The following is a 26,982-nucleotide window of genomic DNA, read 5'->3' on the forward strand; positions in this document are numbered from 1 at the left end:
CTGCCCCGGCGGAGCTTTCAGACGCCCGCGATCTGAGTGATCCAGGCCCGGTTGTACGCGACGCTGCCGTAGTACTGGGCGGTGGTGCCGTTCGCGGTGGACGCGACACCGACCTGCGCGCCGTTGTAGGTCTGCGGGCCACCGGAGTCGCCACGCCAGGCGTTGCCGTTGATCCGGGTGCTGCCGATCGCCCGGCCGCCGTAGGCGTCGGTCTGGTTGGTGCTGGTCACCTGCACCGTCGCCGTCTTCAGCACGGCGGAGGCGTCACAGCCGGAGTAACAGGTCATGCCCCAGCCGTAGATGGAGTTCGTCGAACCCACCGGCGGGTACGAGCTGCTCAGCGGCATGTAAGAGGTGGAGACCGAGCTGCTCAGCCGCATCAGGGCCAGGTCGTACCGGGTGGAGGTGGAGGCGACCGTGCGGGTCACCCCGCCCGAGCCGCGGTTCACGCTGCCGACGCGTACCGACATCGTGCCGTTGATGCAGTGGCGAGCGGTGAGCACGTAGTTGGCCGAGATGATCGTTCCGGAGCAGGTGAAGCTGCCGTTGCTGAACACAGCGGCGGCCCAGGGCGCGGAGGAGACGGTGCCGCCTCCGATGATGTTGGGCGTGACCGGGTCGACGGCCGCGGTGGCGGCGGAGGGGACGGCGAAAGCGCTGGTGAGCGCTGCGGCCAGCGAAGCGACGAGGATGCGGCGGCGCATTCCGGGGGCTCCTTTGTAGGGGGATGGGGTGGTCCCCGGAACGTACTTATGGGTAACGACGCCTGCCTAGAACCCAAATCCCCCCTACTTCCATGTGATGGCCCTGGTTTGGCGATCATCACACTCCGGCCGCCCTGTTCGGCTCTAGCCCAGCTCAGAGCGTTCCGGGTCGGCTGGGCGACACCTGCCGACAGACCGGCGGCGAGGTCGGCAGGGTAGGCTTTCGGCTGCTCGCCCCTGATAGAAGGGGCACCCAACTGCGCACCTACACAGTCAGGAGTGCCCGTGGCTCGCGTCGTCGTCGACGTCATGCTCAAGCCGGAGATCTTGGATCCGCAGGGCCAGGCGGTCGCGAACGCGCTGCCGCGGCTCGGCGTCACCTCCGTGTCCTCGGTCCGCATCGGCCGTCGCATCGAAATCGAGTTCGCCGGCGAACCGGATCTCGAGACCGCCCGTGAGATCGCCGACAAGCTGCTCGCCAACCCGGTCATCGAGGACTTCCACATTACGGTCGTCGAGCAACCCGCCGCCGAGGTCGCGTAATCATGCGCATCGGTGTGGTCACCTTCCCCGGTTCACTCGACGACGGGGATGCGGCCCGCGCGGCGCGCATCGCCGGCGCCGAGGTGGTCCGGCTCTGGCACGGCGACGCGGATCTGCACGGCGTCGACGCGGTCGTCCTGCCCGGCGGCTTCTCGTACGGTGACGCGCTGCGCTGCGGCGCGATCGCCCGATTCGCCCCGGTCATGGAGTCGCTCGCCGACGCCGCCCGCGGCGGCCTGCCCGTCCTGGGCATCTGCAACGGCTTCCAGATCCTCTGCGAGGCGCACCTGCTTCCCGGCGCGCTGACCCGCAACCAGCACCTGCACTTCCGCAACCGCGACCAGTTCCTGCGCGTCGAGTCCACCTCGACCGCCTGGACCAACGCCTTCACCGCCGGGCAGGAGATCCTGATCCCGGTGAAGAACGGTGAGGGCTGCTTCGTGGCCGACGAGCGCACCCTCGACGAGCTCGAGGGCGAGGGGCGCGTGGTGGCCCGCTACACCCACGGCAACCCGAACGGCTCGCAGCGCGACATCGCCGCCATCACCAACGAGGCCGGCAACGTCGTCGGCATCATGCCGCACCCGGAACACGCCGTGGAGGCGCTGACCGGTCCGTCCCTGGACGGCCTCGGCTTCTTCACCTCCGTCCTGCGGGCCCTGGCCGGGGCGCCCGCCGGCGGTCAGCTCGCAGGGGGACAGAGCCGATGACGACGCAGCAACATTCCGGGTTCGCCGCCACCGACGTCCTGATCAACGAGTTCGGCGACGGTCCCGACACCGTCGAGCGTGCGCGCGACACCCCCGAGGAGCTGCAGCCGCACGCCGACCTCGGTCTCAAGGACGACGAGTACGACCGGATCCGGCAGATCCTCGGCCGCCGTCCCACAGCCTCCGAGCTGGCCATGTACTCGATCATGTGGAGCGAGCACTGCTCCTACAAGTCGAGCAAGGTGCACCTGCGCCAGTTCGGTGAGAAGACGCCGAAGAACACCCGGATGCTGGCCGGCATCGGGGAGAACGCGGGCGTCGTGCAGATCTCCGACGAGCACGCGGTCGCGTTCAAGGTCGAGTCGCACAACCACCCCAGCTTCGTCGAGCCCTACCAGGGCGCGGCCACCGGCGTCGGCGGCATCGTCCGGGACATCCTGGCGATGGGCGCCCGCCCGGTCGCGGTCATGGACCCGCTGCGCTTCGGCGCCGCCGACCACCCCGACACGGCCCGGGTGCTGCCCGGCGTGGTCGGTGGCATCGGCGGTTACGGCAACTGCCTGGGCCTGCCCAACATCGGCGGCGAGATCGTCTTCGACCCGACCTACCAGGGCAACCCGCTGGTCAACGCGCTGAGCATCGGCGTGCTCCCGGTCGAGCGCCTCCAGCACAAGGAGGCGGCCGGCGTCGGCAACGTCGTCGTGCTGCTCGGCGCCCGCACCGGCCGCGACGGAATCGGCGGCGTCTCCGTGCTGGCGTCGGCCACCTTCGACGAGGGCGCCGAGGCGCGCCGCCCGTCGGTGCAGGTGGGCGACCCGTTCATGGAGAAGCTGCTCATCGAGTCCTGCCTGGAGCTGTACGACGCCGGCCTGATCGTCGGCATCCAGGACCTCGGCGGCGCCGGCCTGACCTGTGCGCTCACCGAGACCGCCGCGGCGGCCGGCACCGGCATGCGGGTCTGGCTCGAACGCGTGCCGCTGCGCGAGGCGTCCATGTCGCCCACCGAGATCCTGGCCAGCGAGTCCCAGGAGCGCATGCTCCTGATCGTCGCGCCGGACAAGCTCGAGCCGGTGCTCGCCGTCGCCGAGAAATGGGGCGTCTGGGCCACCGCCATCGGCGAGGTCACCCCCAGCGAGACCGACGGCGTTCCCGGCCGCCTGGTGATCAGCTGGAACGACCACGTCGTCGTGGACGTCCCGCCCGGCTCGCTCGCCGACGACGGCCCGGTCTACGCCCGGCCGATCCGCGAGCCCGCCGACCTGATCCTGCTCCAGGCCGACCGCGCCGAGACGCTGCCCCGGCCGGCCACGCCGGACGAGCTGCGGGCCGCCGTCCTGCGGATGGTCGCGTCACCCAACCTCTGCGACAAGACATGGGTCACCGAGCAGTACGACCGCTACGTTCTCGGCAACACGGTGCTGGCCCAGCCGGAGGACTCCGGCGTGCTGCGCATCGACGAGCGGACCGGCCTCGGCGTCGCCCTGTCGGTGGACGGCAACGGGCGCTACGCCAGGCTTGATCCGTACGAGGGTGCCAAGCTCGCGCTGGCCGAGGCGTACCGCAACGTCGTGGTCACCGGCGCCGAGCCGGCCGCCGTCACCAACTGCCTCAACTTCGGCTCCCCCGAGGACCCGGCCGTCATGTGGCAGTTCGCCGAGGCGGTCCGCGGCCTGGCCGACGGCTGCCTGCAGCTCGGCATCCCGATGACCGGCGGCAACGTCAGCTTCTACAACCAGACCGGCGCGGCCGCCATCCACCCCACCCCGGTGGTCGGCGTGCTAGGCATCCTCGACGATGTCGCCCGCCGTACGCCGATGGGTTTCCCGCCCCCGCCCACCGCCGAGGGTGACCTGCTCTACCTGCTCGGGGAGACCCGCTGCGAGCTGAGCGGCTCCGAGTGGGCGTGGGTCGAGCACGCCCACCTGGGTGGCCGGCCGCCGCAGGTCGACCTGGCCCACGAGCAGGCACTCGGCAAGCTGCTGGCGCAGGCCTCCCGGGCCGGTCACGTCAGCGCCGCCCATGACCTGTCCGACGGTGGCCTGGCTCAGGTCCTGGCGGAGAGCGCCCTGCGCCGCAACATCGGCGCCCGGGTCGCCCTGCCCGAGGGGCACCCGTCGTTCGTCTGGTTGTTCAGCGAGTCGGCCGGCCGCGTCCTGGTCGCCGTGCCCCGGGGCCACGACAAGGCGTTCGAGGCGGCGGCCCGCGACCTGGGCGTCCCCGCCACGCCGATCGGCGCCACCTCGGCGGACCCGGTCCTGGAGTTCGTCAACGAGTTCACCATCCCTCTCGACGAACTCCGCGCCGCGCACACCGCGACCCTCCCGAGGCTCTTCGGAGGGGTCGCCGAGCTGGCCAACCGCCACGGCGACCCGGAGCACGCGGCCAACCCCGACCTGGACGGCGCTGCCGAGCCCGCGACTGCCCAGTCCGCGATCGCCGAGCCCGCGATCGCCGAGCCCGCGATCGCCGAGCCCGCGATCGCCGAGCCCGTGACCGCTGGGTCCGTGTCGACCGGGTCGGCAGCTGGTGGGTCCGTGACGACCGGGTCGGCAGCTGGTGCGTCTGCGACGACCGAGCCCGTAGCCGCTGCTCCTGCGGCGACCGAGCCTGCGGCGACCGAGCCGTCGGCCGCGGGCTCTCCGGTTGCCGGGTCCTCGACAGACGGGACGGGTGCGGAGGATGCTTCAACGCCTTCGGCGGCCGAGGCGTCGGTGGGCGCGGGCAACGGGTCTGAGTCAGCGACTCCGGCAGTAACGGAGCCGAACGGCACCGCGAAGCCCGATCCGGTCGCGGCCGAAAAGGTCGCCACCGGTGTGGCCCAGGTCCACACTGACCAGACTCCGCCCGAGCCCGGCAGGCCGACGGCCCCGCCGGACAATTTCCCCACGGCGGATCTCGACCAACGCCGAACCACGGAACAGAAGTAACCGACCGCGCCGCCCCACCGGGCGGCGCGGCCCTTTTCCGCGGCCAGCGCTGCCCCGACTTGGGCGGCGCGGCCATTCTGCGGCCAGCGCTGCCCCGACTTGGGCGGCGCGGCCATTCTGCGACCAGCGCTGCCCCGACTTGGGCGGTGTGGCCATTTCTGCGACCTCTGCCGCCGCCCGGGGGCGTCGCAGCCAGCGCCGCACCCGGGCAAGTGGTAGATCCGGGCGCTGTCCGCGGGCGACCGACGGCGTCTGGCCGACTCGTGACCGTGCCGGCGCAACAAACCAAAGGCCGGACCCCTCGCGGGATCCGGCCTTTGGTCAAGCCTTGCTGTTCAGAAGCTGCCCTGCTCGATCAGTCGTCCATCCAGGGGAGCCGACGCTGCCCTGGCCGGGCGGGCTCCTCCGACGGCGGGGGCCCTTGTCGCGGCGCTCCGCCGCGACGACCGGCCTGCTGCTGCTGCTCGCCGCCGTAGTAGCCGCCCTGCTCGTAACCGCCGCCACCCGCAGGAGCAGCACCGCCGCGCTGGTCGTAGCCGCCGGCCTCGTAGCCGCCGCCCTGGTCGTAACCGCCGGCGCCGGCGTCGTAGCCCTGCTGCGCCGGGTAGCCGCCGCCACCGTAGGCAGCGCCGCGCTGGTCGTAGCCGTTCTCGTACCCGGCGGCGTCCTCGTACCCGGCGCCGCGCTGGTCGTACCCGTTGTCGTAGCCGTTCGCGGGGGCGGCTTCGTACCCGCCATTGCCCGCGCCGTAGTTGGCCTGAGCTCCGCCGTCGTCCCACGCCTCGTACTGCTGCTGCGGCTGGGCCGCCGCGCCGTTCCCGTACGCGCCGCCCTGCTGGTAGCCGGCTTCCGCATAGTCCTCGGGCCGGTACATGCCGGTCGGCTCGTCGTAGCGCTGCTGCGGCGCGGCCGGCTGCTGGGGCGGCTGGGCACCGCCGTAGTACCCGCCGGCGGCCTGCTGGCCGTCGTCGTAGTACTCGTCCTCGTACCCGGCCTGGGCCGGTGCCGCGTACCCGGCCGGGGCCGGAGCCGCCGCCGCGCCGTAGGTCTGCGCGGGCGAGCCGTACTGGCCGGCGCCGCCGTACCCGGGCTGCTGGGCCGGCACACCGTACGGGTCGGGGAACTCGTCCTCCGGCGGCACCGCGCGCTGCAGCACCGTCGGGGCGTCCGCCATGCCACCGGCACCGGCCACCATGGTCGCGTCGTTGCCGCGGGCACCGACCGGCGCCGCGACGCGGGTGGCGTCGCCGAAGCCGCCGCCCCGGCCCGAGGGACCGGGAACGCCGCCGCCGGGCACGCCGTCCTTGTCGTCACCGCCGCCGTTGTTCTTGCGGCGCATCAGGACCAGCACGATCGCGCCGATGCCGGCCGCGACCAGCAGGCCGCCCAGGATGATGAAGAGCAGCGATCCGTTGCCGTCCTCGCCTGCCGTCTTGTCGGCGTCGAGGGCGTTCTGGCTGGCCCCGTCGGTCGCCTCGTCGGTGGCCTCGTCGTCGGCGGGAGTGCTGGCCTCCTCGGTGACCGAGGGGGTCGCGGACGGGGTGGCGGCTGCCGTCGAGGCCAGCGTCAGGGTGACCGTGACCGTCTTACCGGAGGCGCCCTGCACGTTCACGGCGGCGGACTCGAAGCCGTCCTTGCCCGCGCCGACGGAGATCGTGCCGACCGCGATCGGCTTGCTGTCCGACGAGTTGAAGGCGAAGCCGCCGCTGCCGTTGCTGGTCGTGTCGTACTGGTTGCCCGCGGTGTCCTTCATGATGACCTGGGCGCCGCTGACCGACTTGCCCTTGTTGTCGCGGACCTTGCCGGAGACCTGACGAACACTCTTCGGCTTGTCCGGGCCACGCACGGCGATTGTCGCGTTCGCGCTGGCCGGCTTGCCGCCGAGTGTCGCGCTGACCTTCACCGTGAAGTTCTTCGTCGCCCCGGCGTTGACCTCGGGCGCGGTGAGGGTGGCCGTGAAGGAGCGTTCTTTGCCGGCGTTCAGTTTTCCGGTGGAACCGCAGCCGGACTTGCACGCCATCCCGCCACCGGTGACGCTGATGCTGAAATCGCTCTGACCTGGCACATCAAGCTCGTCGGTGTTGCTGAGCGTGAACTCCACCGTGGCGTTGCCGCCGGACTCGACCTGATTGTCCGCGTTGTCGATGACAAGCGTTGGACCAGCCGCCAACACGGGTGAGGCGGTCGCCGCAATAATGCCGCCGACCAGCGCCAGTAACGCACCGGCCTGGGCCGCTCGGGCTCGTAGGTGCGTCGTCACGTCCACCGCCTCTCCGGTCGCACGGTCTCCGGCCCGCCTTGTAGTCCGGTAGATCCGGCGACGATTTACACCGTCGGCCACTATGCCCTGTCGCGGGTACATTGCGCGACCCAGGGCCGCCGCGACTTCTCTCAGTAACGAGTCGTATCGTCCCGACGTGTCCCCTGCGCACAATAAATCCGAGTCCGTGTCGAGCGCGCTGGACGCGCTGGACCGCGGCGCCCAACCTGACCGCACGGTGCTGCGCGACGCCGTCCGCGCCCTGCTCGCGACTCTGGCGGAGCAGGCTCCGGGCCGATCGGTGGAGGTCCGCGTTCCACCGTTCGGAGCTGTTCAGTGTGTCGCTGGTCCCAGACACACCCGGGGCACACCGCCCAATGTGGTCGAGACGGATCCGATGACCTGGCTGCTCGTGGCGACCGGTCGCCTGACCTGGACGGATGCCGTGGCCAGCGGCAAGGTCCACGCGAGCGGCATCCGCACCGACCTCAGCGAATTCCTGCCGGTGACCGGCCGGGGTGACGACCCGGCGGCTGGTCGGGGTGACGACCCGGTGGCCGGCCGAGGTGACGACCCGGCGGCTGGTCGGGGTGACGACCCGGCTGCCGGCCGAGGTGACGACCCGGTGGACAGGCCCGGGACGACGGCTGACTAGGGCCCGCTCCCGCCACCTCGCGTACACTCGGGGTCGAATAGCCCTGATCTGCACGAGGGAGCAAAGTCTGTGCCCCGAGGCGACGGCCGGTTGACCAACGATCTCGACCCGCAGGAGCGTGGACCCCAAGATGCCTGTGGCGTCTTCGGGGTGTGGGCCCCTGAGGAAGAGGTTGCCAAGCTCACATATTTCGGGCTCTTCGCACTCCAGCATCGCGGCCAGGAGGCTGCTGGCATTGCTGTGAGTGATGGCTCGGGTGTGGTTGTGTACAAGGACCTCGGCCTCGTGTCGCAGGTCTTCGACGAGCCGACGCTGGCGAGCCTCAAGGGCCACCTCGCGATCGGGCACACGCGCTACTCCACGACCGGCGGTTCGAACTGGGAGAACGCGCAGCCCACGATCCGCGCGACCACGGCCGGCACGACGATCGCGCTGGCTCACAACGGCAACCTGGTGAACACCTCGGAGTTGGCTCGCGAGGTCGCCGACCTCGGCATCGAGCTCGATCCGGGCCACACGTCGGACACCGCTCTGGTGACCGCGCTCCTGGCGGCCAAGCCCGACCTCTCGGTCGAGGCCGCGGCCATGGAGGTGCTCCCGCGGCTGCGGGGCGCGTTCAGCTTCGTCTTCATGGATGAGGGCACGCTGTACGCCGCTCGCGACGCGCAGGGGGTCCGGCCGCTGGTCCTGGGCCGGATGTACCGCGGCTGGGCGGTGGCCAGTGAGACCGCGGCCCTGGACATCGTCGGCGCCAGTTTCGTGCGGGAGGTGGAGCCGGGCGAGATCATCGCGATCGACGAGCACGGCCTGCGGTCCAGCCGGTTCGCCGCGCCGGAGCCCAAGGGCTGTCTTTTCGAGTACGTCTACCTGGCTCGCCCGGACACCACGATCGCCGGCCGCAACATGTACTCGGCCCGGGTCGAGGTGGGCCGTCAGCTCGCCAAGGAGCATCCGGTCGAGGCCGACGTGGTGATCGGTGTCCCGGAGTCGGGCATCCCGGCCGCGATCGGTTACGCCGAGGAGGCCGGCATTCCGTACAGCGCCGGCTTCATGAAGAACGCGTATGTCGGCCGCACCTTCATTCAGCCCTCGCAGACGATCCGCCAGCTGGGCATCCGGCTGAAGTTGAACCCGCTGCGCGAGGTGGTCCGGGGCAAGCGGATCGTGGTGATCGACGACTCGATCGTCCGCGGCAACACGCAGCGTGCGCAGGTTCGCATGCTCCGTGAGTCGGGCGCGCTCGAGGTGCACGTACGCATCTCGTCTCCGCCGGTGAAGTGGCCCTGTTTCTACGGCATCGACTTCGCCACCCGGGCCGAGTTGATCGCCAACGGCCTGGAGATCGAGGGCATCAGGCGCTCGATCGGCGCCGACTCCTTGGGATACGTTTCCCTGGACGGTCTGGTGCAGTCCACCGAGCAGCCCAAGACGCGGCTGTGCATGGCCTGCTTCGACGGGGAGTACCCGATCGAACTGCCCGCGGGCAACCTGATCGGCAAACACGTGCTGGAGGGCGTCGGCAAGCGTGCCGTCAACCAGCAGCAGGAGGCGGCGGTGGCCGAGCTTGAGGCGGAGTACGACCCCCGCGAGTCGGTCGTCGACGCGCTGCAGCGCCCGTAAACACCAAAGACAGCAACACCTTCTAAGGGGAGAACCGTGACGCACGTGTCCGAGCGCAGCAGTGCCGGATCCAGCGATGCCGAGGGGTCGGAGCACAAGCCATGGACGGCTGGCTCCGGCCGGACCGGCCGCAAGCGCACGGTGACCTACGCGGACGCCGGCGTGTCGATCCACGCCGGTGACCGCGCGGTCGAGCTGCTCAAGTCGAAGGTGAAGAAGACCACCCGGCCCGAGGTGATGGGCGACCTGGGTGGTTTCGCCGGCTTGTTCCGACTGAACACCTCGAAGTACAAGAGCCCGATCCTGGCCTCGTCCACCGACGGCGTGGGCACCAAGCTGGTGATCGCCCAGCAGCTCGACATCCACGACACGATCGGCATCGACCTGGTCGCGATGGTCGTGGACGACCTGGTCGCATGCGGCGCCGAGCCGCTGTTCCTGCTCGACTACATCGCCTGTGGCGAGGTCGTGCCGGACAAGGTGGCGGAGATCGGCGCCGGTATCGCGGACGGCTGCCGCTACGCGGGCTGCGCGCTGCTCGGCGGCGAGACCGCGGAGCACCCGGGTGTCCTGCGCCCGGACGAGTACGACGTCTCGGCCACCGGTGTCGGTGTGGTGGAGGAGAGCGAGATCCTCGGCCGCGAGCGGGTCGAGATCGGCGACGCGGTGATCGCGATGCGCTCGTCCGGTCTGCACAGCAACGGTTACTCGCTGGTCCGCCACGTCCTGCTGGGTGCCGGTCGGATGCGGCTGGACTCGATCGTCGATGACTTCGGCTCGCAGCGCACGCTCGGCGAGGAGCTGCTGACGCCGACCAAGATCTACGCGAAGGACTGCCTCGGCCTGATCGAGGAGACCGACGTACGCGCGTTCTCGCACGTCACGGGCGGCGGCATCCCAGGCAACCTGGTCCGCATCCTGCCCGAACACGTGGACGCGGTGGTGGACCGTGCCTCGTGGCGGCCGCAGCCGATCTTCGATCTGATCCAGGCGAAGGGCCGGATCGAGGACCATGAGATGGAGGCCACGTTCAACATGGGCGTGGGCATGTTCGCGATCGTCTCGTCGGACGACGCGGACCGTGCGATGGCCTACCTGACCGGCCGCGGCGTCGAGGCCTGGCAGGTCGGCGAGATCATCGACGGCACCGGCCAGGTGCAGATGGTGGGCCAGTACACCCGCGGCTGAGCCGGCCCCGCCGAACCGAAACATGTGTGAAATGATCGGCGTGTGTCGATTTGTCGACCGCGTCGATCTTCCCACCCTGGACTGGGCGACCTAGCCTGGCCTCAGTCGACGCACAGGGGTGGGGTCATGGCTTGGAGCGGGATGCGGGGGATCTCCGCCACGCCCAGCTACGTCGTGATGCAGCCCACGACGCTCTGCAACCTCGACTGTGCCTACTGCTACCTGCCGTTCCGCAAGCTCGACAAGCGGATGCCGGTGGAGGTGGCCGCCGCCGTGGCCGAGGCGATCGCGCCGTGGTCCCGTACCGGTCGCTTCTCGATCGTGTGGCACGGCGGTGAGCCGCTGGCGGCGGGCCGGGACCACCTGGCCGCGCTGCTCGCGCCGTTCGGCGCGGACGTCGAGCACCACATCCAGACCAACGCGACCCTGATCGACGACGCCTGGTGCGACTTCTTTCAAGATCATGGCGTACGCGTGAGCGTCAGTGTCGACGGCCCGGAGCACCGTAACGGCGACCGGGTCACCCGCGGTCACCGTCCCGCCTACGATCGCATCGCCCGTGGCATCCGCACCCTGCGCCGGCGCGACATCCCGTTCTCCGCGCTGTGCGTCGTCGGCCGCCCCGAGCCGGGCCTGGCCACCGAGCTGTACGACTACTTCCTCGAGCTGGGCTGTGAGGTGCTCGGCATCAACGTCGAGGAGCTGGAGGGCGTGAACGAGCGCACCAACCGGCACCCGGCCGCCGACGTGACCGCGTTCTGGTCGGAGCTGGTCGCCGCCTGGCGCCGTGACCCGCGGATCCACCTGCGCGAGATCGAGTGGTCGCTGCGCTACGCGGCGGCCGTGCTGGACGGCACCGCGGACGCCCTGCTGCCACGCCGGCTGGACCCGATCCCCACGGTCGCCCATGACGGCTCGGTGGTGTTGCTCTCGCCCGAGCTGGCCGGCTTCCACGACCCGCGGTACGGCGACTTCACCAGCGGCAACGTGCTGACCACGCCGCTGGGGGAGATCCTCGCCGGCGCCGACGGGACGCCGTGGATCGCCGAGTTCCTCGACGGGGTGGAGGGGTGCCGCCGGACATGCCCGTACTTCGGCTTCTGCGGTGGTGCGCACGCGGCGAACCGATACTTCGAGCACGGCCGGTTCGACGTCACCGAGACGGACCACTGCCGGAACAGCAAGATCCGCCTACTGGAGGGAGTCCTGGACCATGCCCGAGATCACGAGCGCGCACGGGTCTGAGCGCATGGCGGATGACCACGTGGCGGACGATCCCGTGACGGCACGGGTTCGGGACGCCGGCAGCGGGCTCACCGCGCTGCTGGCCGAGGCCGAGGCAGCACGGAAGCAGCGGTCGGAAAGCGCGCACGAAGATGCCCAGGATGGCGGCACGGCGGTGTGCGCCTGGAACCACTTCGAAAACATCCCCACGTTCTACAACTGGAACAACCGCCCACGCTGAATGGCGGCACCGGAACCCCACGCGAGGCTATCGCGTGGGGTTTCCTGTTGCCGGTGAGAAAACGGGATGCTCGGCTGACGAGTCACACGGGCGAGCACGCGGAGAGCCGCGTGCTCGGAAGTGCGAACGGGTCAGCCGTCAGCGCCTTGAAGGCGACCAGCGATCATCCTGGTCGTCCGCATCATCAGGCTCCTCGTCGTCGTCAACGACCTCGTCGTTGTCGTCGTCGAGGTGATGATCAGAATGACCAGCACCCGCCAACTCGCGCTGCAAGGCGGTGAGGTCGGTGTTCGGGGAGTGGTACTTCAACTCCCGGGCCACCTTCGTCTGCTTGGCCTTAGCACGGCCGCGCCCCATGGCTCGACCCCCTCGCACAGAATTCGGGGCAGCCCGAAGGCGGGCCCCGATGACGTCAGGCATCTCTCGTGGGTCTTACGGTACATGGATGACGCCGCCTTCGGCACCTCGGGTTGTGTGAGACACGACCGCGCGTCGCGGCGTGTCTCAGCGGAGATAGATACCGCGCAACCTGCCGACCTCCGTCATGCGTCGCTCGGCGAGCCGATCGGCGGCCACCGCCGGGGGTACGCCCTCCTCCCGGGCCAGCTCCAGGATGCGGCGAGTCGTCTGGAAGATCCCGGTCGCGCGGAGCTTGGCGCGGTCGAAGTTGAAGCCCTCGATCTCGTCGGCGACCTGGATCACACCGCCCGCGTTCACCACGTAGTCCGGCGTGTAGAGGATGCCGCGCTCCTCCAGCAGCTTCTCGATGCCGGGGTGGGCGAGCTGGTTGTTCGCCCCGCCGGTCACCACCTTCGCGCGCAGCAGCGGCACGGTGTCGTCGTCCAGCGCGCCGCCCAGAGCACAGGGCGCGTAGACGTCGATCTCCGAGGTGATCAGCGCCGTGGTGTCCTCGACGAGATCGATCTGCGGGTACGAGGTCCGCGCCCAGCCCCGCGCCGCCTCGCTCACATCGGTCGCCACCACCGCGGCGCCGTCCTCGATCAGATGGCCGGCCAGGTACTTGCCGACCTTGCCCAGCCCGGCGATGCCCACCCGGCGGCCGGCCAGCGTCGGGCTGCCCCAGGTGTGCTCGGCCGCGGCCCGCATGCCCTGGAAGACGCCCCACGCGGTGAGCACCGACGAGTCGCCGGCGCCGCCGTGCTCGACGCTGCGGCCGGTGACGTACCGGGTCTCGCGGGCGATGAGGTCCATGTCCGGCACGTAGGTGCCGACGTCGCAGGCGGTGTAGTAGCGGCCGTTCAGCGACTGCACGAAGCGTCCGTACGCCCGGAGCAGTGCCTCGCTCTTCAACTCCGCCGGGTCACCCCAGATGACCGCCTTGCCGCCGCCGAGGTCCAGCCCGGCCATCGCGTTCTTGTACGCCATCGCCCGGGAGAGCTGCAGCACGTCGGCGACCGCGTCCTCCTCGGTCGCGTACGGATAGAACCTGGTCCCGCCGAGAGCCGGACCGAGCGCGGTGGAGTAGATGCCGATGACCGCCTTCAGGCCGGTGTGCCGGTCCTGACAGAAGACGACCTGTTCGTGACCGGTGGCGTCAGTGCCCTCGGTGTGGAACACGCCCATGTGAGCTCCTCGGGAGATGCGGACCCTTGTGGGGTACGAAGTGGTGGGCCTGCGGGGTGAATGAGGCCCTCCAAGCGACTCTATGGCCGGATGGTGTGCCCTGGCGATCACGCGGGCTGCGTCGTGGGCCAGGCGCCGTCTGGCGTCGGCCGCAGAACGACCACATCCAACCCCGGTATGAGGCCGCTCGGCGGACGCCGCCGGACGACCCCTGGACCGCGCCTCGCTACGCGTGATCGCCAGGGCACACCATCGTGCGCCTCTCGTCAGTGGGCCGGATTGCGTGAAAGGATCGCGGCGTGCCGTCACTGTTCGCGTCGTACCTGCGGGTTTACGAGCCGCTGACCGCCTTCGACCGCGACCGGCAGGTTTATTGGCGCCGGTACGCACGCGAGGGCCGCGCGCTTGGTCTGGCCGAGGGGCCGGTCAAGCAGCGCACAGCCGTGCTCGAGGCGCTCGGCGCGGGCTGGACCCGGTTGCCCGACCTGCCCGACGAGGCGTACGTGCTGGAGTGGGGCGAGTCGCTGCTGGTCTGCCCCTGGAACCTGCGCCTGCGGGTGGCAGAGGCCGCTCTGAACGCCCGGGACGGTGTGCCCTCGGTGCTGGCCGACGCGTTCGTGCCGCCGGTGCTGGCCGGCCAGGCGAAGGCGATCGTGGACGACTGGCGCAGCGGGGCCAAGGTCCTGGAGCACGGCGTCCCGCGGGTGCACGAGCAGATCGCCACCTGGGGTGTGCCGCTGCGCTGGTTCGTCTTCGTCGACCTGGACGAGCGGGAGATCGTGCTGAACGGACGGCGCCGCACCCTGCGCTACCGGACCGAGATCTCCAAGGCTCGGCGGCGCGCGCACCGGGGCGTCTCGGTGCTGCGCAAGTCGCTGGGCGACGCCCCGATCACCGAGGCGGTGGAAGAGGGCACCAAGTGGCTCGAGGAGTTCCATCCGCGGTCGGTCGTGGAGCTGGACTACGGCGGCTTGACCAGCCTTCTTCCGGAGGATGACCTGCGCCAGGACGATTCACCCGGACTGGTGGCGGCGGGCCTCTCCGCGCTGTCCCGGGGCGACGCCGACGCGGCCACCGAGGCGTACGAGAAGATCGTCGCCCGCTGGCGGGCCGTCCAGCTTCTGGAACGGTGCAATTGAGCAGCCAAAATGCCGTCTGATCATCGATTCGGGAACGCTCCCAAGGCGAACACTCTTCGTGATCATGCCCTGTCGAAGCGTGATAATCGGTCCAAACGGCACACTATCTGGCGTAGAAAATGGGTAAAAATCGGACAAGCTTCATCCGTCTATCTAGGGACCTTCATCCGTTCGGGCCATGTCGGACATCGGGGACTAGCCGGACCATGAGAGACGCACCGGCCGGCGGGACCCCGGCCGATGTCTTTTAGGTACCTGTGGAGGAGTGACCGATGGCATCGCGTACGCACGACCCAGAGCCGCTACTCACGCCGGCCGAGGTGGCGTCGATGTTCCGAGTCGACCCGAAGACCGTCACCCGGTGGGCGAAAGCCGGCAAACTCAGCGCTATTCGTACGCTGGGTGGCCACCGTCGTTACCGGGAGTCGGAGGTTCGCGCCCTGCTGCAGGGACAGATTCCCACGCAGCGTCAGGGCGACTGACACCGCGTCGGCGGACGATCGTTGCAAGGGGCGAACGCTGGGGAAGGCGATCGCCCCTTCTACGTTCCCGGCTCCTGATCGGGCCGGCGCACCAGGATGATCACGGTGCCTTCCGCGCCGCGCCGGATGCGGCTGCCGATCAGCGTCAACTTGCCGAAGAGCCCGTACTTTCGCCTCAGCGACGCCGTGACCCGCTTGCGGTCGTCCCTGGTGCCGAAACTGGCCTGCCCCTCGACCACGTCGCCGTGGGTGTTGCCCCGGATGTCGCAGGCCTGCACGGTGACCCGTCCGCTGTTGCGGATCCGCTTCACCTTGCCGGTGTCCTTCGGCGTCCAGAACGCGAGGTGCTCGCCGTCCGGCATCACCCAGATCGGGGTGCCCACCGCCCGGCCGTCCTTGCGGAACGTGGTCAGGAAGACGTACTTCTCCGACCCCAGTTGCTGCAGCGTCGCCATGCTTGAAGAGTAGGCCCGGTGGATCAACCGGCTGTGGGCGACGTGATCGGCGAGATGATGCGGGACGCGTACGCCGTTCGTACCGGAATCGGGCCTCGGCCCTTGGCCGGTGGACGCGTGCCACGCCCGGTCATCGAGATCATCGAACGCGACGACGGCCTGATCAACGGCGCGCCGGCCGACCATTACCTGGGCGAGCCCGCCGAGTGGCAGCCGCACGATCACCGCGCCCTACGCCTCTGCCGCGGCCACGTGCTCGACCTCGGCTGCGGCGCCGGCCGTACGGCCCTCGAGCTTCAGCGGCGCGGCCAGGCCGTCACCGGCCTGGACACCTCGCCCGGCGCGATCGAGATCGCTCGGCGGCGCGGCCTGCGCGACACGGTGGTCACCACGATCGACGAGTACGCCCGGGCGACCGCCCGCTACGACACGTTCCTGCTGCTCGGCAACAACCTTGGCCTGTTCGGGGGCGCCGAGCGGGCGCCGGTGCTCCTGGCGGCGCTGGCGTCCCTGGCCAATCCCGGCGCCCGGATCATCGCCCAGGGCACCGACCCGTACGGCACCACCGACCCGGTGCACGTCAGCTACCACGAGCGCAACCGCTCGAGGGGCCGGCTCGGCGGCCAGCTGCGGCTGCGCTATCGGCTGCTGGCGACCGAGTGGTTCGACTATCTGCAATGTTCACCGGCCGAGTTGGAGACCCTCCTGAAGGGCACCGGCTGGCAGCTGAAATCGATCGACGACGCCGACCGCCCCTACTACCTTGCGGTCATGGAGTTGACACCATGACTCTGACCCGCGACCAGGTGCGCCTGAGCCGCCGGATGTCCATGATCCTGCGCCACCGCCCCGAGTCGGCGGGCATCACCCTCGACGCCAACGGCTGGGTGCCGGTCGCCACCCTGATCGCCGCGCTGGGCGTCACCCGAGCCGAGCTCGACGCCGTGGTCGCCGGCAACGACAAGTCCCGCTTCGCCATCGAGGGCGACCGGATCCGCGCCAGCCAGGGCCACTCCCGCCGGGTGAACGTCGACCTCGGTCTGGCCCCGGCGGAACCGCCGGCGACGCTGTACCACGGCACGCCCCGCACCAACCTCGACTCGATCCTGCGCGAGGGCCTGCGTCCCCGCAGCCGCGACCACGTCCACCTGTCACCCGACACGGAGACGGCCACCCGGGTCGGCGCGCGCCGCTCCACCGACGTGGCGATCCTGGTCGTCGACACGGCGGCGATGGCCTCGGCCGGCCACCTCTTCTACCGCAGTGCCAACGGCGTCTGGCTCACCGGCCTCGTCCCCGCCGCCTTCATCAGGACCTAGCGCCCATTGACATCCGTCTCTGGCGGGACGTTTGATGTTACCGGGAGGTAACATCATGATCACGGCGTTCGTCACGGCCCTGGTTCTGGCGGTTCCCCTGGTCGGTGGTGCTGCACCTGCGGCCGCCTGCGCGGCGCCGACCCCCAGCACCACCCAGCCGGGATATCTGGTGGCCGACCCGCGATGTGACCTCGACGGCACCCCGTTCGCCGCACTCGCCGGCGCGACCGTGCACACCGGCATCCACCAGGGCGCCGCCTACCGCATCGAGGTCCCCCGGCACTGGAACGGGGAACTGGTCGACTACGCCCACGGCTACCGCGGCGCGGGCACCGTCGTCTACGTCGACAACCCGGCGCTGCGGGCCCACTACATCGCACGGGGCTTCGCCTGGGCGGCGTCGAGCTACGCCACCAACGGCTACGACGTCGGCCAGGGCGTTCGCGACGCGTACGCGATGATCGACGTGTTCCGGCAGGTCACCGGGCGGCGCGCGAAGAAGGTCTACCTGAGCGGCGCCTCGATGGGCGGCCACATCACCGCCGTGGCGATCGAGAGGCACCCGACGGCGTTCGTCGGCGCGATGCCCTACTGCGGTGTGCTCGGCGACACCCGGCTGTTCGACTACTTCCTCGACGCGAACGTCACCGCCGCCGCACTGGCCGGCGTCCGCATCGGCTTCCCGCTCCAGCCGCCGGCCGACTACCCGGACCGGTGGCGCGGCCAGGTGAATCGGATCCTGCCCGTCCTCGGCGTCGCCACCGGAACACCGCCCACCTTGACCGCCGCCGGGCGGACCTGGTCGGCGGTGGTGGAACGGCGAACCGGCGGGGAACGGCCCGGCTTCGACGGCTCGTTCGCGTACTGGAACGCCGTGCCCTCCCTCGCACCGCTCAACGACCTGCCGTTCCTCTTCGGCCTCTATCCCGGACTCAGCGGTGGCACCTCGAACATCGCGGACGGCAACGTCACCGACAACCGGTTCACCACCTACCGCAGCACCGACCGGCTCTGGCCGACCCCGGCCGAGTGGCGGCTCAACGCCGAGGTGCTGCGGGTGCGCCGGACCGACGCGGCCGATCCCGGGCTCGGCGGCATTCCCCGCGTCAACGGCAAGCCGCCGGTGCCGGTGCTGTCCCTGCACGACATCGGCGACCTGTTCGTGCCGTTCTCGATGGAACAGGTCTATGCCCAGCGTGCGGCGGCCAATCGCCGCTCCGGCCTGTTCGTCTCCCGCGCCGTCCGCGGCGTCGGCCACTGCGACTTCACCCAGCCCGAGCTGCAGAAAGGCTTCGACGACCTGGTGTCCTGGGTACGCACCGGCCACCGCCCGGGCGGCGACGCCATCCTGAACCGGCGCGCGGTCGCCGACCCGCGCTTCGGCTGCCGCTACACGGTGGGAAAGCGCACCGAATTCGTAGCGCCGGCCTGCTGACACACGTGTCCTCGGCCGAGACGCCGTGCAAGGTTGAATTGACGGGTGTCCGACGACTTTCCCTACCTCTGGGTCTGGCGTGAGCGCACCTGGGAGTTCCCGGGCGCCCGGTTCAAGACTCCCTGGTTCGGTGACGGCATCGATCGTGCCGGCCAGTGCTGCCGGGTCCTTGTCCGTGGGAGCAGGAACTCCGCTCTCCTCGAATTCGAGGACGGCTACAAGGTGATCACCAGCCGGGGAGGACTGCGACGCCGCTGAGTGAGAGGACCGGCGGGGTCACTTCGACGAGATGATGCCGGCTGTCTCGTCCAGGAGTCGCAGCAAGTCGTGGGCGGCGCGCTCCACCTCCTTGTGGCGGATACCCGCCTAGGCTGGGCCGACCACGATGGTCGCCGATGGAAGGAACGAGAGATGGAAGCTCGCGGCCAGAACGGGACGATCACCTTTGACGGGGCGGTTGTCACGGTCACCCGGCACGGTTTCACGCCGCTTGCCGCCGTGCGGGCGGGGAAGCGGATTCCGGTCGGTGACATCGCGGAGGTCGAGCTGCGACCCGCGGGGGCGCTGGTCAGCGGGTTCCTTGCCATCCGGCCGGTCGGCGGCGGAGGACGGGCACGCGGCGCCGAGGATGCGATCGTCTTCAACCGGCGGCAGGAGCCGCAGTTCGCCGCGCTGCGCCAGGCGGTCGTCGGGCACCGGGCCGACGGCGGCAGGACCGCGATCGACGACGGCGGGACCGTGGCCGAGGGGGGCGAAACGGTGGCCGACGGCGGCGGGACCGTGGCCGACGAGCTGACCAAACTAGCCAAGCTGGTCGAGCTCGAGCTGCTCACCCGGGAGGAGTTCGACGAGCAGAAGGCGAAGCTTCTACGAGGGTGACCACTTACGCAGAATGAAGGGTGCGCTCAGCCGTTCTGGACGCGCCAGCGGCCAGGCTGAGTGGGCCCGGCCTCGGCGGGAGCGACGGTCAGCACCACCCACCGAGGCACGACATCCATCTCTTGATCTTGGTCTTTGTCACACGGCCGGCGGAAGGCCTCCGTCGCCGTCGACCACCGCGTCGGGAGTGCCGTCCTGGTCGAGGTCGACCATCGTGATGTCGACCTTGCCGTCGCCGTTCGTGTCGAACTGGAAAAGGTCCGGCTTGCCGTCGCCGTCGGTGTCCGCGACCCAGACGTCGGGCTTGCCGTCGCCGGTCGTGTCGGTGGCGATCAGGTCCACGCGGTCGTCGCCGCGGGTTTCCACGGTCTCCTGCGGCTCAGTCATGAGTTCTCCTCCAGCGATCGCGACGGTCCACCGAACCATAGGGTGCCCGTGCCAGCGGCGCGACCGGACAGCCACTAACGTCGGGCTGTGGATCAGTACATCGGGCCTGCGGGACTGCTCGGCGACCGGATGGGCATCGAGTTCCTCGAGGCGTCGCCCGAACGGGTGGTCGCCACGATGCCGGTCGAGGGGAACACCCAGCCGTTCTCGCTGCTGCACGGCGGCGCCTCGTGTGTGCTCGCCGAGTCGCTCGGGTCGGTGGGTGCCGCGCTGCACGGGCAGACCGTCGACCGGCCCGTCTCGTTGGGCATCGACATCAGTGCGACTCATCACAAAGCGGTCCGTTCCGGGGTGGTCACGGGGACCGCGACGCCGCTGCACCGCGGGCGGACGGTGGCCACGTACGAGATCGTCATCACCGACGAATCCGGTGATCGGGTGTGCACAGCGAGGCTGACCTGCCTCCTTCGTGCCGCTTGAACCCTGCACGTCTTGACGGAACGACGTACGTTCTTTGCGTGACCGAAGTACCACAGCATGCGCTCGACGACGCCGCGGACGTGTTGCACTGCGCGCTCAGCGGCGACAGCGATGCCGTGGTGGGCACGTTCGACGCCGTCGTCGACCGATCCGGGGTTCTCGGCGCCTACGACGTGGCGTGGTGCCTGGCCGCGACCATGGTCGGACAGAACGTTCCGCTCGGCGGCGCCTGGACGCTCGACTTCCCCGGCATCGACGACGCGCGCTACGACAAGCGCTGGGTGGCCCGGTTCGTCAGCGCCTACGTCAACGGCGACGTCTCCACCGGCGAGGCCCTCTTCAGCGCGGCCATCTCCGACGGTCAGCTGCCCGAGTGCCTGCTGGCGCTAGCCGGCTCGACCATCGCCACCCTGCGCCACCGGGCCGCATAACCGTCAGTCGTCGTCGTTCTTGAGGTAGAGCGCCTTCGCGTACTGCGCGGTCGCCGCCTGGTTGTACATGGCGGCCTGGCTCATGTACCACCCGTTGTCGGACAGCGCCTTCTTCGCCGCCGTCATGCCGGACCAGCGAATATCCGCGTCGACCTGGGACAGCCCGCGCGCCTTGAACTGCCGCCGCATCTGCGACTTGCCCGCCTGGAACGCGTCCGCGGCCTCCTCGGCCTGCCGCATGCAGGACATGCCCTTTTCACTGAGCGCCTCCGCCAACGTGTAGGCGGCCTGCTCGGCGGCGTTCTTGAACTTCAGCAACGTCGCTCCTCCCTGCGATGGCAACATGCTCTCTGATTGCCATACGTAACCGGAGTCCTGGACGACGGGCCTGCGCTCAGGGTGCGGAAAAGGGCAAACTCAGCGCGTTCTCAGTGAATGTTCAGTTACTCAGGGTGGGCTTTAGATCAAGATCAAGGGCTGGATGTCGTAGCGGGGCGGGTGGTGCTGACCGTCGCTCACGCCGAGGCCGGGCCCACTCGGCCTGGCCGCTGGCGCGTCCAGAACGGCCGAGCGCACCCTTCATTCTGCGTAAGTGGTCACTCTCAGAACTTCTTCGGTCCGGGCTCAGGGCGGCGGGGTTCATGAGGCGCGGCGCGCGGCGGCGTGGCCGGGGAACGCAGAGCCGGACGCGGTGGCGGGCCCTTGATCCGATCCTCCGATGAGTCCGGTTCCGGGTATTCGGTGATGGCGTCTTCAGTGATGGCGTCTTCAACGGCGGGTTCGGTCGCGGCGTGTTCGGCCACGGACGTCTGCGCCGCGCAGACCGTGCCGTCGACATCGAAGACGCGCGGCAGGGCGGTGACCTCGTGGAAGCTCGCCTCGAAGCCGCTGCTCAGAGCGCCACCCGTGCCGCTCAGCCGCAGCGAGTTTCCGTCCTGGGTCCAGCCTTCGCTCCAGCCCTTCACCAGCCGCTGGCCATCGGGAAGGTCGAACGAGAGGGACCAGCGCCGGGCCGGCCCGGTCAGGGCGATCAGAACGGTGGCGGAGAACCGGCCGTCGACGGCGTCGCGGATCGCATAGGCGACCGTGCAGGTCGCCGCCGCTGCCGCGGGTGGTGCTGCGGCCGGTGGCGCCACCGCCGCGGATGTCACCGCGGGCGGCGGGACCATGCGGACCACGCACCAACTCACGCCGACCAGGGCGCCGACCGCCGCGGCCACGCCGGCGACCAGCACGGGGCCGCGCGGGCGCCGACGTATGAACCGTCGCCGCCGGTGTGCCGCGGCCGCGGACGGAGTGATTGCGGCCAGAGCGATTGCGGCCACAGTGGTCGCGGCCGGGCCGGTTGAGGCCGGAGTGGCTGCGGCTGGGCTGATTGCGGCTGGGCCGGCTGGGCCGGCCGAGGGCAACTGCTGCGGAAGCGCCGCGAACAACCCGGCCGCCGCGGCCAAGGTGCCGGACGCCTCCGCCGCGGTGGGCCGTGCTCCCGGCTGTTCGGACAGGCAGCGCTCGATCAGGTCGGCAACCCCGGCCGGCAACGCGGCGCCGTCCGGTGCGGTCAGGATCTGTCGCAGCAGCAGGCCGAAGTCGCGCACGTCGGTGGCCGGGTCACCGTCCGCCGCCGAGATTCCGAAGTCAACCACCTTCACCCGGTCGGCGGCGACCATCACGTTGCCGGGCTTCACCTTGCGGTGCACGATCCCGCGGGCATGCGCGGCGGCGAGTGCGGCGGCCACCTGCGCGCCGACGGTCACCGCCGTGCGGTACGGCAGCGCGCCCTCGCCCAGCAGCGCGGCCAGCGACCGCCCGTCGACCAGCTCCGTGACCACGAACGGCAGTCCGGCCTCGGTCTCGCCGAAGTCGTACACCTCGCCCACATGCCGGAAACGCAACCGCATGGTGGCCCGCGCTTCGCCGCGGATCCGATCCAGCAGCTCCGGCCGATTCGCCGTGTCCGGCGACAGAACCTTGACGGCCACCGCCCGGCCGAGCAGCTTGTCGTGGGCCCGCCACACCACCGACGAGGTCCCGACGCCGAGCTGATCAAGCAACTGATATCGATTCGCAACCCTGGTCATCGCAACCATTATCGATCCCGTCGCGGCCGTGCCCCGAAATTTCAGGAGTTCTTCAGGAAGCCTTGTAACTGAACGAGTCGTTCAGCATCGGGGTCAAGGGATCTGGATGGTGTTGCGCCTGCCGTAGCGGCATGTGCTGTGGTGGAGGCACCACGGCACGAAAGGCTCTGTCTGCGATGTTTCCGTTCATCACGCCTCCCCGCCAGGTCAAGATCGGTGATGCGGCCGCGTTCGCCGGGACCACCCCGCGCGCCATCCGCCACTACCACGAGATCGGTCTGTTGCCCGAGCCCGAACGAGGCGCGGACGGCCGCCGCTACGGCTACGACGACATGATCCGCATTCTGTGGATCCGCAAGATGGCAGGGGCCGGCATCAGCCTGGACGACATCCGGGCGGCCTTCGACGAAACCCGGCCCATTGAGGAGATCCTCAGCAGGCTGGAGGAAACCTTGGCGGCGCGGGAGGCCGACATCAAACGGCAGCGCGCGGCTGTCCAGCGCCTGCAGGCGGTGGGCAGCCCGCTGGGTCTGCTCTCCGAACTGGTCACGGACCGGCTCAGCCACCTACCACCGAGCGCGCTGCGAGCGTCGGATCTGGAAAGCCTGCTGGTCACCGAACGGATCTTCGGGCCGCTGGGCGCCGCCATCCAGGCCAGTGTGTTCATCCTGCTGGCGACGCACCCCCATCTGAGGGCCGAGCAGGACCGTCTCGACGAGGCTGAGGCCGCCCTCGACGACGGCGTCGAGCCCGACGACCCGCGCGTCGAAGAGCTCGCCGTACTGCGATGCGCCCACCAGGTGGCACTGGATCAGGCCATCGAGGCAGCGGGGCTGGACAGGGCCGAGGAGAACCTCTTCGAGATCTACGACGCCGACCTGAAGGGGGAGGAGGACACCCGGATGAGCGTTTTCGAAGCGGCAACCAAGATGCCCTACGGGTTCTCTCCGGCTCGGATCCGCTGCATCGAACTCTCGGCGCAACTCCTCGCCGAGGTCCCCTCCGGAACAGCTGATCGCCTGTGCCTGGCACCGAATCATGACCCGGCAGCCGGTGACGTCTGACGCGCAAGACCTGCCGAACAGGTCGAGAAGGCGGCGAAGCTTGCGAGCCCCAAGGCGGCGCGCACCAAGGCGGCGTTGAGTGATCTGAGCAGGGGCGAGGCTGAGGTGGCCAGGGCGGGGCCGAACCGCCGACCTTCCTATTTTCGGGGATTCGCTCGAGCGCGGGCGGCCGGACGTTAGCGCCCAGTCGTGAGGGACAACTGCAACGACCGCATGAGCAGCGCAGTGACTCCCAAGACCGCGACGAGCCAGCCCAGGTAGTAGACGTGGCCGAAGTTGGTCAAGGGCGAGGTGAACGCGTTGGCGTAAGTGAAGGTTCGGGCACCCGATGGAATCCCGGTGAGCTCCGATGCGTGCCTGATCAGGTTGACCAGCTGGCTGACGAGGACCAACACTGTGGCGCCGGCCAAGACCTTCCACGCGACGTTCAGGAATGACGCGGCCTGGTGGTGCTGCCTGCGAAGGAACAGCACTGAGGCGGCGAGGACGAAGGCCGCGGCGAGGATGGCGATCGCCCAGGCGGTGTCATACGCCAACGACTTGGTATTGCTGAGGGCCACAAGTTGTTTGCTGATCAGGCCCGCCGCATCCGGGGCACATGCTGAGGCGGTGCACTCCTGAATTGTGCGCTGGGATTCGCCGGGCAACGGTGTCAGCTGCGACGTTACGTAGCTGTCTGTCGTGAGCCAGGCGAAGAGCAGGACCGAGACAGCCGCCCCCGCCCAGGAGCCGACCAGAAGATAGAAGCTGCGCCGGCCTCGGTCAGACAACGTTGACCGCCTGTGGCCACGTGCCGACCGGCGGACCGGCCAGCTTTTCGACGTTGTTGACGGACGCTTTCGCGTCACGGGCGCTCTTCAGGACCTCGACGAGCCGGGATGCCATGTTCATGGTGTCGTCGAGTGCCTTGGTGACCAGACCGCCGACGATCTTCGCGAGCTGGTCGATGGCCCAGGGAATGCCGATCACGGTGGTGGCGGTCGCCGCGGCCGAGATCAGGCCGCCGGCGATCTCCGACACGTACGAGCCCAGGGATCTGGCGTAGTCGACATTCGCCTTGGCGATCGTGAACAGCCAGGTGCTGATGAAGTCGGCCTTGGCAGCCATGTCCGATGTCGCAGCCTGCTGGAACGGCAGCTTGGCGCCGTACGTCTCCGCGGCCGCGCCCTTCCAGTACACGAGTCTGTCGCCTTTGACGGCGATCTGGCCGGCCACACCCGTGGCGGGTTTCTGCACTCGCTCCAACCATTCGAAGCTGGTGATGATCAACGAAACGATCGGCGTTGAGTGCTCGACCATGTGCTGCGCCTTGCCGACCAGCTCGACGAGCTTGGTGCGGAACTCGTCCAGCTTCTCCTTGGCCCAGAGAAGCACTGCGCCGCCGGCGAGAAGACCCCAGTCGTGGACCTTCTCGACGATCGAGTTGAAGGACTCGACGATCTGGCCGATGCCCGTGCGCGCCTGCTCGATGGCTCGGCGGAACTCGGCTGTCATCGCGTCCGGGCTGAGCCCTGCGTCGGGTGGCATCTCTCTCCGCCTCAGAGGTCTCCGTAGATTTTCGTCAAGGTCTCGGCGGACACCTCATCGCTGCCGTCGTACTCATCTGCCGCCCGGTTGAGGGCCTCGCCGATCTGTTCGAACTCGCTGGAACCCTCGCCGCAGCGTTCCCGTACGAACTCCTGGAAGTCTCGGTAGATCGGTGCCGGCGCGACCGTGATCTGGTCTCCGCACCAAAATGCGCTGTCGTCCAGGGACAGTCCGCCGATGTTGTCGGCGACCGTGTGCATCTCGTTCGAGAGGGAGAACCACTTCTTGCCCTCGTCCCGCAGCGCATCGGTGACGACCTCGGTCTTGTCCACGCGACTACTCCCAGACCTTCGACGTCGGCGCAACCGGCGCTCGGAATGCTGCCAACGCGTCGGCCGCGATCCGGTTGGGGGACTCGTTCAGAGCCACTCGAGCGTCGATGAGTACCTCTGTCACGGTGAAGCCCTCGACAACCAGGCGAACCAGGCCGGCTGGGCCGGCTACAAGACGCCCTGAGACCTCACCGCCCTGCAGCATTTCCGCGTTTCGGGCGAGACGCTCATCGGTCTCGTCCAGCTCGCGGCGGACGGCGTCGAACCAAGCCGCGTCGTCGGCGTAGACGGTCTCAAGAGGGAGCGGCAGCTCCGGCGAGGCAGACCACTCGTCGGCGATCGGTTGGAGCGTCGCCACGGCAGCGTCGAAGGCAGCCCGGTAGGCGGCGAGGAGGGCTTGCCGTAGACCGTCCGGAGTGAGGGCATCTCGCCAGTACGCGCTGATTTCTACCGCTGAGGGGACGCCGCGACGATCGAATCGCACCACGACCATGCGGCTGGCGTCACGGCCCTCCGGATCGCCAGGCGGAAGTGGAGCAGTTGGGGCGTTCCTAGCCTTCGCCCTCAGCTCCTCGTACGAACCGAGGACTTCGACTGGCTTCAAGCCGAAATCGCTCATCTCACCCCCGCGGTCAGATGAATCATCCTATCGATGAGGGGTGATTCGACGAAACCGTCGTTCAGCCGACTCAGGATTGCCGGCGCTGCATCACCGCGCAGGCGTGCCCACCGCTGCTGAACTCGCTGACGTTGACCAGCTGCCACCCGTAGGGAAGCAGCATCTCGGCGGCGGCCAGGACCAGGCTGACGTGGTTCATTCCAAGCTGCCCATCCTGTACGACACCGAGCAGTTGGTGGGGGTAGCTGTTCAGATCGGCGCGCCCCTCGAACAGCGCGCCCGCTGTCACGATGCGGGACCGAGCGATCATTTCTGCCGTCTCCAGGTTCGCCATGCGAGCACCCTAGAGAGGCCGCTCTCGGCGCTGGCCGGGAGCCGATGAAACGGCTAAGGCGGAGAGGCGCACCGGTGTGACCAGTAGCACTCATGCGTCTCTGCGTGCGGCTGCGTCTCTGCGTGCGGCTGCGTCTCTGCGTGCGGCGAACGTGCAACTCCCCGACGGTGACCACGAGGCAGAAGGGGTCACCAGCGGTCATCGGCGCGGCGGCGGAGGAAGCCTCAACGAGAAAACCCACCGCACGTTTCCGCAGGTGGGTGATGTCCTCGGCCAGGTTCGGCGTGGTGGCCAGGGGCGGGGTCGAACCGCCGACCTTCCGATTTTCAGTCGGACGCTCGTACCAACTGAGCTACCTGGCCGTG

At 69.5% G+C, this 26,982-nt stretch carries 30 protein-coding genes, 1 tRNA gene and 1 pseudogene; 18 read left to right on the top strand and 14 right to left on the bottom strand.

Features of this window, described 5'->3' with window-relative positions; translation table 11 throughout:
- Positions 1-17: 17 nt before the first annotated feature.
- Positions 18-704 (bottom strand): S1 family peptidase, encoded by a 687-nt coding sequence (locus QSK31_RS32565; protein WP_285688407.1) that lies wholly within the window; start codon positions 702-704, stop codon positions 18-20.
- 285 nt (positions 705-989) lie between these two features.
- Between QSK31_RS32565 and purS the strand changes: the two genes are divergently transcribed.
- The 3 genes from purS to purL are packed head-to-tail and all read left to right on the top strand — an operon-like array spanning position 990 to position 4,884.
- Positions 990-1,247: a phosphoribosylformylglycinamidine synthase subunit PurS gene (gene purS / locus QSK31_RS32570; RefSeq protein WP_285688408.1), complete on the top strand. Its 258-nt coding sequence runs from the start codon at positions 990-992 to the stop codon at positions 1,245-1,247.
- Between the two features lie 2 nt (positions 1,248-1,249).
- Positions 1,250-1,957, top strand: coding sequence for a phosphoribosylformylglycinamidine synthase subunit PurQ (gene purQ / locus QSK31_RS32575; RefSeq protein WP_285688409.1), 708 nt, complete (start codon positions 1,250-1,252; stop codon positions 1,955-1,957).
- On the top strand, positions 1,954-4,884 hold the full coding sequence (gene purL, locus QSK31_RS32580) for a phosphoribosylformylglycinamidine synthase subunit PurL (protein WP_502873040.1): 2,931 nt from the start codon (positions 1,954-1,956) through the stop codon (positions 4,882-4,884). The genes purQ and purL overlap by 4 nt, the downstream gene beginning before the upstream one ends.
- Positions 4,885-5,239: 355 nt before the next feature.
- Here purL and QSK31_RS32585 read toward each other — a convergent pair whose 3' ends face one another.
- Complete coding sequence (locus QSK31_RS32585) at positions 5,240-7,150, bottom strand: carboxypeptidase-like regulatory domain-containing protein (RefSeq protein ID WP_285688410.1); 1,911 nt, start codon at positions 7,148-7,150, stop codon at positions 5,240-5,242.
- Between the two features lie 181 nt (positions 7,151-7,331).
- On the opposite strand from QSK31_RS32585, the pseudogene QSK31_RS32590 reads away from it, so the two are divergent.
- The 5 genes and pseudogenes from QSK31_RS32590 to amcA form a co-directional block, all read left to right on the top strand.
- Positions 7,332-7,652 (top strand): annotated as a pseudogene (locus tag QSK31_RS32590) (sterol carrier family protein); the annotation flags it as partial.
- Between the two features lie 216 nt (positions 7,653-7,868).
- A complete protein-coding gene (purF, locus tag QSK31_RS32595; RefSeq protein WP_285688411.1) occupies positions 7,869-9,419 on the top strand; it encodes an amidophosphoribosyltransferase in 1,551 nt (516 codons plus the stop codon).
- 36 nt (positions 9,420-9,455) lie between these two features.
- Positions 9,456-10,607 carry a phosphoribosylformylglycinamidine cyclo-ligase gene (gene purM, locus QSK31_RS32600; RefSeq protein WP_285688412.1) on the top strand — a complete coding sequence of 384 codons (1,152 nt, stop codon included), beginning with the start codon at positions 9,456-9,458 and terminating at the stop codon, positions 10,605-10,607.
- Positions 10,608-10,748: 141 nt separating this feature from the next.
- Positions 10,749-11,852 carry a cyclophane-forming radical SAM peptide maturase AmcB gene (amcB, locus tag QSK31_RS32605; protein WP_285688451.1) on the top strand — a complete coding sequence of 368 codons (1,104 nt, stop codon included), beginning with the start codon at positions 10,749-10,751 and terminating at the stop codon, positions 11,850-11,852.
- A complete protein-coding gene (amcA, locus tag QSK31_RS32610; protein WP_502873041.1) occupies positions 11,821-12,072 on the top strand; it encodes a multiple cyclophane-containing RiPP AmcA in 252 nt (83 codons plus the stop codon). The genes amcB and amcA overlap by 32 nt, the downstream gene beginning before the upstream one ends.
- A 138-nt stretch (positions 12,073-12,210) precedes the next feature.
- Here the strand turns inward: amcA and QSK31_RS32615 are convergent, their stop codons facing one another.
- Together QSK31_RS32615 and QSK31_RS32620 are read right to left on the bottom strand one after the other, a co-directional pair.
- Complete coding sequence (locus QSK31_RS32615) at positions 12,211-12,429, bottom strand: DUF3073 domain-containing protein (protein WP_285688413.1); 219 nt, start codon at positions 12,427-12,429, stop codon at positions 12,211-12,213.
- A 147-nt stretch (positions 12,430-12,576) separates the two neighbouring features.
- On the bottom strand, positions 12,577-13,656 hold the full coding sequence (locus tag QSK31_RS32620; protein ID WP_285688414.1) for a Glu/Leu/Phe/Val family dehydrogenase: 1,080 nt from the start codon (positions 13,654-13,656) through the stop codon (positions 12,577-12,579).
- A 299-nt stretch (positions 13,657-13,955) separates the two neighbouring features.
- Between QSK31_RS32620 and QSK31_RS32625 the strand changes: the two genes are divergently transcribed.
- Together QSK31_RS32625 and QSK31_RS32630 are read left to right on the top strand one after the other, a co-directional pair.
- Entirely contained in the window at positions 13,956-14,795 is an 840-nt protein-coding gene (locus QSK31_RS32625) for a DUF8083 family protein (RefSeq protein ID WP_285688415.1), read from the top strand.
- 272 nt (positions 14,796-15,067) lie between these two features.
- On the top strand, positions 15,068-15,277 hold the full coding sequence (locus QSK31_RS32630; RefSeq protein WP_014687221.1) for a BldC family transcriptional regulator: 210 nt from the start codon (positions 15,068-15,070) through the stop codon (positions 15,275-15,277).
- A gap of 59 nt (positions 15,278-15,336) precedes the next feature.
- Here QSK31_RS32630 and QSK31_RS32635 read toward each other — a convergent pair whose 3' ends face one another.
- A complete protein-coding gene (locus tag QSK31_RS32635) occupies positions 15,337-15,732 on the bottom strand; it encodes a PPOX class F420-dependent oxidoreductase (RefSeq protein ID WP_285688416.1) in 396 nt (131 codons plus the stop codon).
- 54 nt (positions 15,733-15,786) lie between these two features.
- Between QSK31_RS32635 and QSK31_RS32640 the strand changes: the two genes are divergently transcribed.
- The 5 genes from QSK31_RS32640 (at position 15,787) to QSK31_RS32660 (ending at position 19,365) form a co-directional block, all read left to right on the top strand.
- Positions 15,787-16,521: a class I SAM-dependent methyltransferase gene (locus tag QSK31_RS32640; RefSeq protein ID WP_285688453.1), complete on the top strand. Its 735-nt coding sequence runs from the start codon at positions 15,787-15,789 to the stop codon at positions 16,519-16,521.
- A complete protein-coding gene (locus tag QSK31_RS32645) occupies positions 16,518-17,051 on the top strand; it encodes an RNA 2'-phosphotransferase (RefSeq protein ID WP_285688417.1) in 534 nt (177 codons plus the stop codon). Before QSK31_RS32640 ends, QSK31_RS32645 begins: the two co-directional genes overlap by 4 nt.
- A gap of 55 nt (positions 17,052-17,106) precedes the next feature.
- Positions 17,107-18,486 carry an alpha/beta hydrolase family protein gene (locus tag QSK31_RS32650; RefSeq protein ID WP_285688418.1) on the top strand — a complete coding sequence of 460 codons (1,380 nt, stop codon included), beginning with the start codon at positions 17,107-17,109 and terminating at the stop codon, positions 18,484-18,486.
- A gap of 45 nt (positions 18,487-18,531) precedes the next feature.
- Entirely contained in the window at positions 18,532-18,744 is a 213-nt protein-coding gene (locus QSK31_RS32655; protein WP_285688419.1) for a hypothetical protein, read from the top strand.
- 153 nt (positions 18,745-18,897) lie between these two features.
- Positions 18,898-19,365: an SHOCT domain-containing protein gene (locus QSK31_RS32660; RefSeq protein ID WP_285688420.1), complete on the top strand. Its 468-nt coding sequence runs from the start codon at positions 18,898-18,900 to the stop codon at positions 19,363-19,365.
- Positions 19,366-19,503: 138 nt separating this feature from the next.
- Here the strand turns inward: QSK31_RS32660 and QSK31_RS32665 are convergent, their stop codons facing one another.
- On the bottom strand, positions 19,504-19,752 hold the full coding sequence (locus QSK31_RS32665) for a hypothetical protein (RefSeq protein ID WP_285688421.1): 249 nt from the start codon (positions 19,750-19,752) through the stop codon (positions 19,504-19,506).
- An 87-nt stretch (positions 19,753-19,839) separates the two neighbouring features.
- Between QSK31_RS32665 and QSK31_RS32670 the strand changes: the two genes are divergently transcribed.
- Together QSK31_RS32670 and QSK31_RS32675 are read left to right on the top strand one after the other, a co-directional pair.
- Positions 19,840-20,232, top strand: a complete 393-nt coding sequence (locus tag QSK31_RS32670; RefSeq protein ID WP_285688422.1) for a PaaI family thioesterase — start codon at positions 19,840-19,842, stop codon at positions 20,230-20,232.
- 38 nt (positions 20,233-20,270) lie between these two features.
- The gene (locus tag QSK31_RS32675) at positions 20,271-20,663 is read left to right on the top strand and encodes a hypothetical protein (protein ID WP_285688423.1); all 393 of its coding nucleotides are present in this window, start codon (positions 20,271-20,273) and stop codon (positions 20,661-20,663) included.
- A 3-nt stretch (positions 20,664-20,666) separates the two neighbouring features.
- On the opposite strand, the gene QSK31_RS32680 is transcribed toward QSK31_RS32675, so the two are convergent.
- Complete coding sequence (locus tag QSK31_RS32680; RefSeq protein ID WP_285688424.1) at positions 20,667-20,981, bottom strand: hypothetical protein; 315 nt, start codon at positions 20,979-20,981, stop codon at positions 20,667-20,669.
- 284 nt (positions 20,982-21,265) lie between these two features.
- Positions 21,266-22,741 (bottom strand): protein kinase domain-containing protein, encoded by a 1,476-nt coding sequence (locus QSK31_RS32685; RefSeq protein ID WP_285688425.1) that lies wholly within the window; start codon positions 22,739-22,741, stop codon positions 21,266-21,268.
- 176 nt (positions 22,742-22,917) lie between these two features.
- Here QSK31_RS32685 and QSK31_RS32690 point away from each other — a divergent pair, with 176 nt between their 5' ends.
- Positions 22,918-23,805: a MerR family transcriptional regulator gene (locus QSK31_RS32690; RefSeq protein WP_285688426.1), complete on the top strand. Its 888-nt coding sequence runs from the start codon at positions 22,918-22,920 to the stop codon at positions 23,803-23,805.
- Between the two features lie 176 nt (positions 23,806-23,981).
- Here the strand turns inward: QSK31_RS32690 and QSK31_RS32695 are convergent, their stop codons facing one another.
- The 6 genes from QSK31_RS32695 to QSK31_RS32720 all read right to left on the bottom strand — a co-directional run bounded on the left by QSK31_RS32695 (position 23,982) and on the right by QSK31_RS32720 (position 26,979).
- Positions 23,982-24,575 (bottom strand): hypothetical protein, encoded by a 594-nt coding sequence (locus QSK31_RS32695; protein ID WP_285688428.1) that lies wholly within the window; start codon positions 24,573-24,575, stop codon positions 23,982-23,984.
- Positions 24,568-25,332 (bottom strand): hypothetical protein, encoded by a 765-nt coding sequence (locus QSK31_RS32700; RefSeq protein ID WP_285688429.1) that lies wholly within the window; start codon positions 25,330-25,332, stop codon positions 24,568-24,570. Before QSK31_RS32700 ends, QSK31_RS32695 begins: the two co-directional genes overlap by 8 nt.
- 11 nt (positions 25,333-25,343) lie before the next feature.
- Positions 25,344-25,664 (bottom strand): hypothetical protein, encoded by a 321-nt coding sequence (locus tag QSK31_RS32705; protein ID WP_285688430.1) that lies wholly within the window; start codon positions 25,662-25,664, stop codon positions 25,344-25,346.
- 4 nt (positions 25,665-25,668) lie between these two features.
- Positions 25,669-26,283, bottom strand: coding sequence for a hypothetical protein (locus tag QSK31_RS32710; RefSeq protein ID WP_285688431.1), 615 nt, complete (start codon positions 26,281-26,283; stop codon positions 25,669-25,671).
- Positions 26,284-26,353: 70 nt separating this feature from the next.
- Positions 26,354-26,617, bottom strand: a complete 264-nt coding sequence (locus tag QSK31_RS32715) for a transcriptional regulator (RefSeq protein WP_285688432.1) — start codon at positions 26,615-26,617, stop codon at positions 26,354-26,356.
- A gap of 285 nt (positions 26,618-26,902) precedes the next feature.
- A tRNA-Phe gene (locus QSK31_RS32720) sits at positions 26,903-26,979 on the bottom strand.
- Positions 26,980-26,982: the final 3 nt, after the last annotated feature.

Source organism: Actinoplanes sp. NBRC 103695 (genome assembly GCF_030269485.1).
Taxonomy (GTDB): Bacteria; Actinomycetota; Actinomycetes; order Mycobacteriales; family Micromonosporaceae; genus Actinoplanes.

Coding starts and splice junctions, on each gene's coding strand:
- QSK31_RS32565 (WP_285688407.1), bottom strand. CDS start 704: ATGCGCCGCCGCATCCTCGTCGCTTCGCTGGCCGCAGCGCTCACCAGC.
- purQ (WP_285688409.1), top strand. CDS start 1,250: ATGCGCATCGGTGTGGTCACCTTCCCCGGTTCACTCGACGACGGGGAT.
- purL (WP_502873040.1), top strand. CDS start 1,954: ATGACGACGCAGCAACATTCCGGGTTCGCCGCCACCGACGTCCTGATC.
- amcB (WP_285688451.1), top strand. CDS start 10,749: ATGCGGGGGATCTCCGCCACGCCCAGCTACGTCGTGATGCAGCCCACG.
- amcA (WP_502873041.1), top strand. CDS start 11,821: ATGCCCGAGATCACGAGCGCGCACGGGTCTGAGCGCATGGCGGATGAC.
- QSK31_RS32615 (WP_285688413.1), bottom strand. CDS start 12,429: ATGGGGCGCGGCCGTGCTAAGGCCAAGCAGACGAAGGTGGCCCGGGAG.
- QSK31_RS32620 (WP_285688414.1), bottom strand. CDS start 13,656: ATGGGCGTGTTCCACACCGAGGGCACTGACGCCACCGGTCACGAACAG.
- QSK31_RS32630 (WP_014687221.1), top strand. CDS start 15,068: ATGGCATCGCGTACGCACGACCCAGAGCCGCTACTCACGCCGGCCGAG.
- QSK31_RS32635 (WP_285688416.1), bottom strand. CDS start 15,732: ATGGCGACGCTGCAGCAACTGGGGTCGGAGAAGTACGTCTTCCTGACC.
- QSK31_RS32640 (WP_285688453.1), top strand. CDS start 15,787: ATGATGCGGGACGCGTACGCCGTTCGTACCGGAATCGGGCCTCGGCCC.
- QSK31_RS32645 (WP_285688417.1), top strand. CDS start 16,518: ATGACTCTGACCCGCGACCAGGTGCGCCTGAGCCGCCGGATGTCCATG.
- QSK31_RS32650 (WP_285688418.1), top strand. CDS start 17,107: ATGATCACGGCGTTCGTCACGGCCCTGGTTCTGGCGGTTCCCCTGGTC.
- QSK31_RS32660 (WP_285688420.1), top strand. CDS start 18,898: ATGGAAGCTCGCGGCCAGAACGGGACGATCACCTTTGACGGGGCGGTT.
- QSK31_RS32665 (WP_285688421.1), bottom strand. CDS start 19,752: ATGACTGAGCCGCAGGAGACCGTGGAAACCCGCGGCGACGACCGCGTG.
- QSK31_RS32685 (WP_285688425.1), bottom strand. CDS start 22,741: ATGACCAGGGTTGCGAATCGATATCAGTTGCTTGATCAGCTCGGCGTC.
- QSK31_RS32690 (WP_285688426.1), top strand. CDS start 22,918: ATGTTTCCGTTCATCACGCCTCCCCGCCAGGTCAAGATCGGTGATGCG.
- QSK31_RS32700 (WP_285688429.1), bottom strand. CDS start 25,332: ATGCCACCCGACGCAGGGCTCAGCCCGGACGCGATGACAGCCGAGTTC.
- QSK31_RS32710 (WP_285688431.1), bottom strand. CDS start 26,283: ATGAGCGATTTCGGCTTGAAGCCAGTCGAAGTCCTCGGTTCGTACGAG.
- QSK31_RS32715 (WP_285688432.1), bottom strand. CDS start 26,617: ATGGCGAACCTGGAGACGGCAGAAATGATCGCTCGGTCCCGCATCGTG.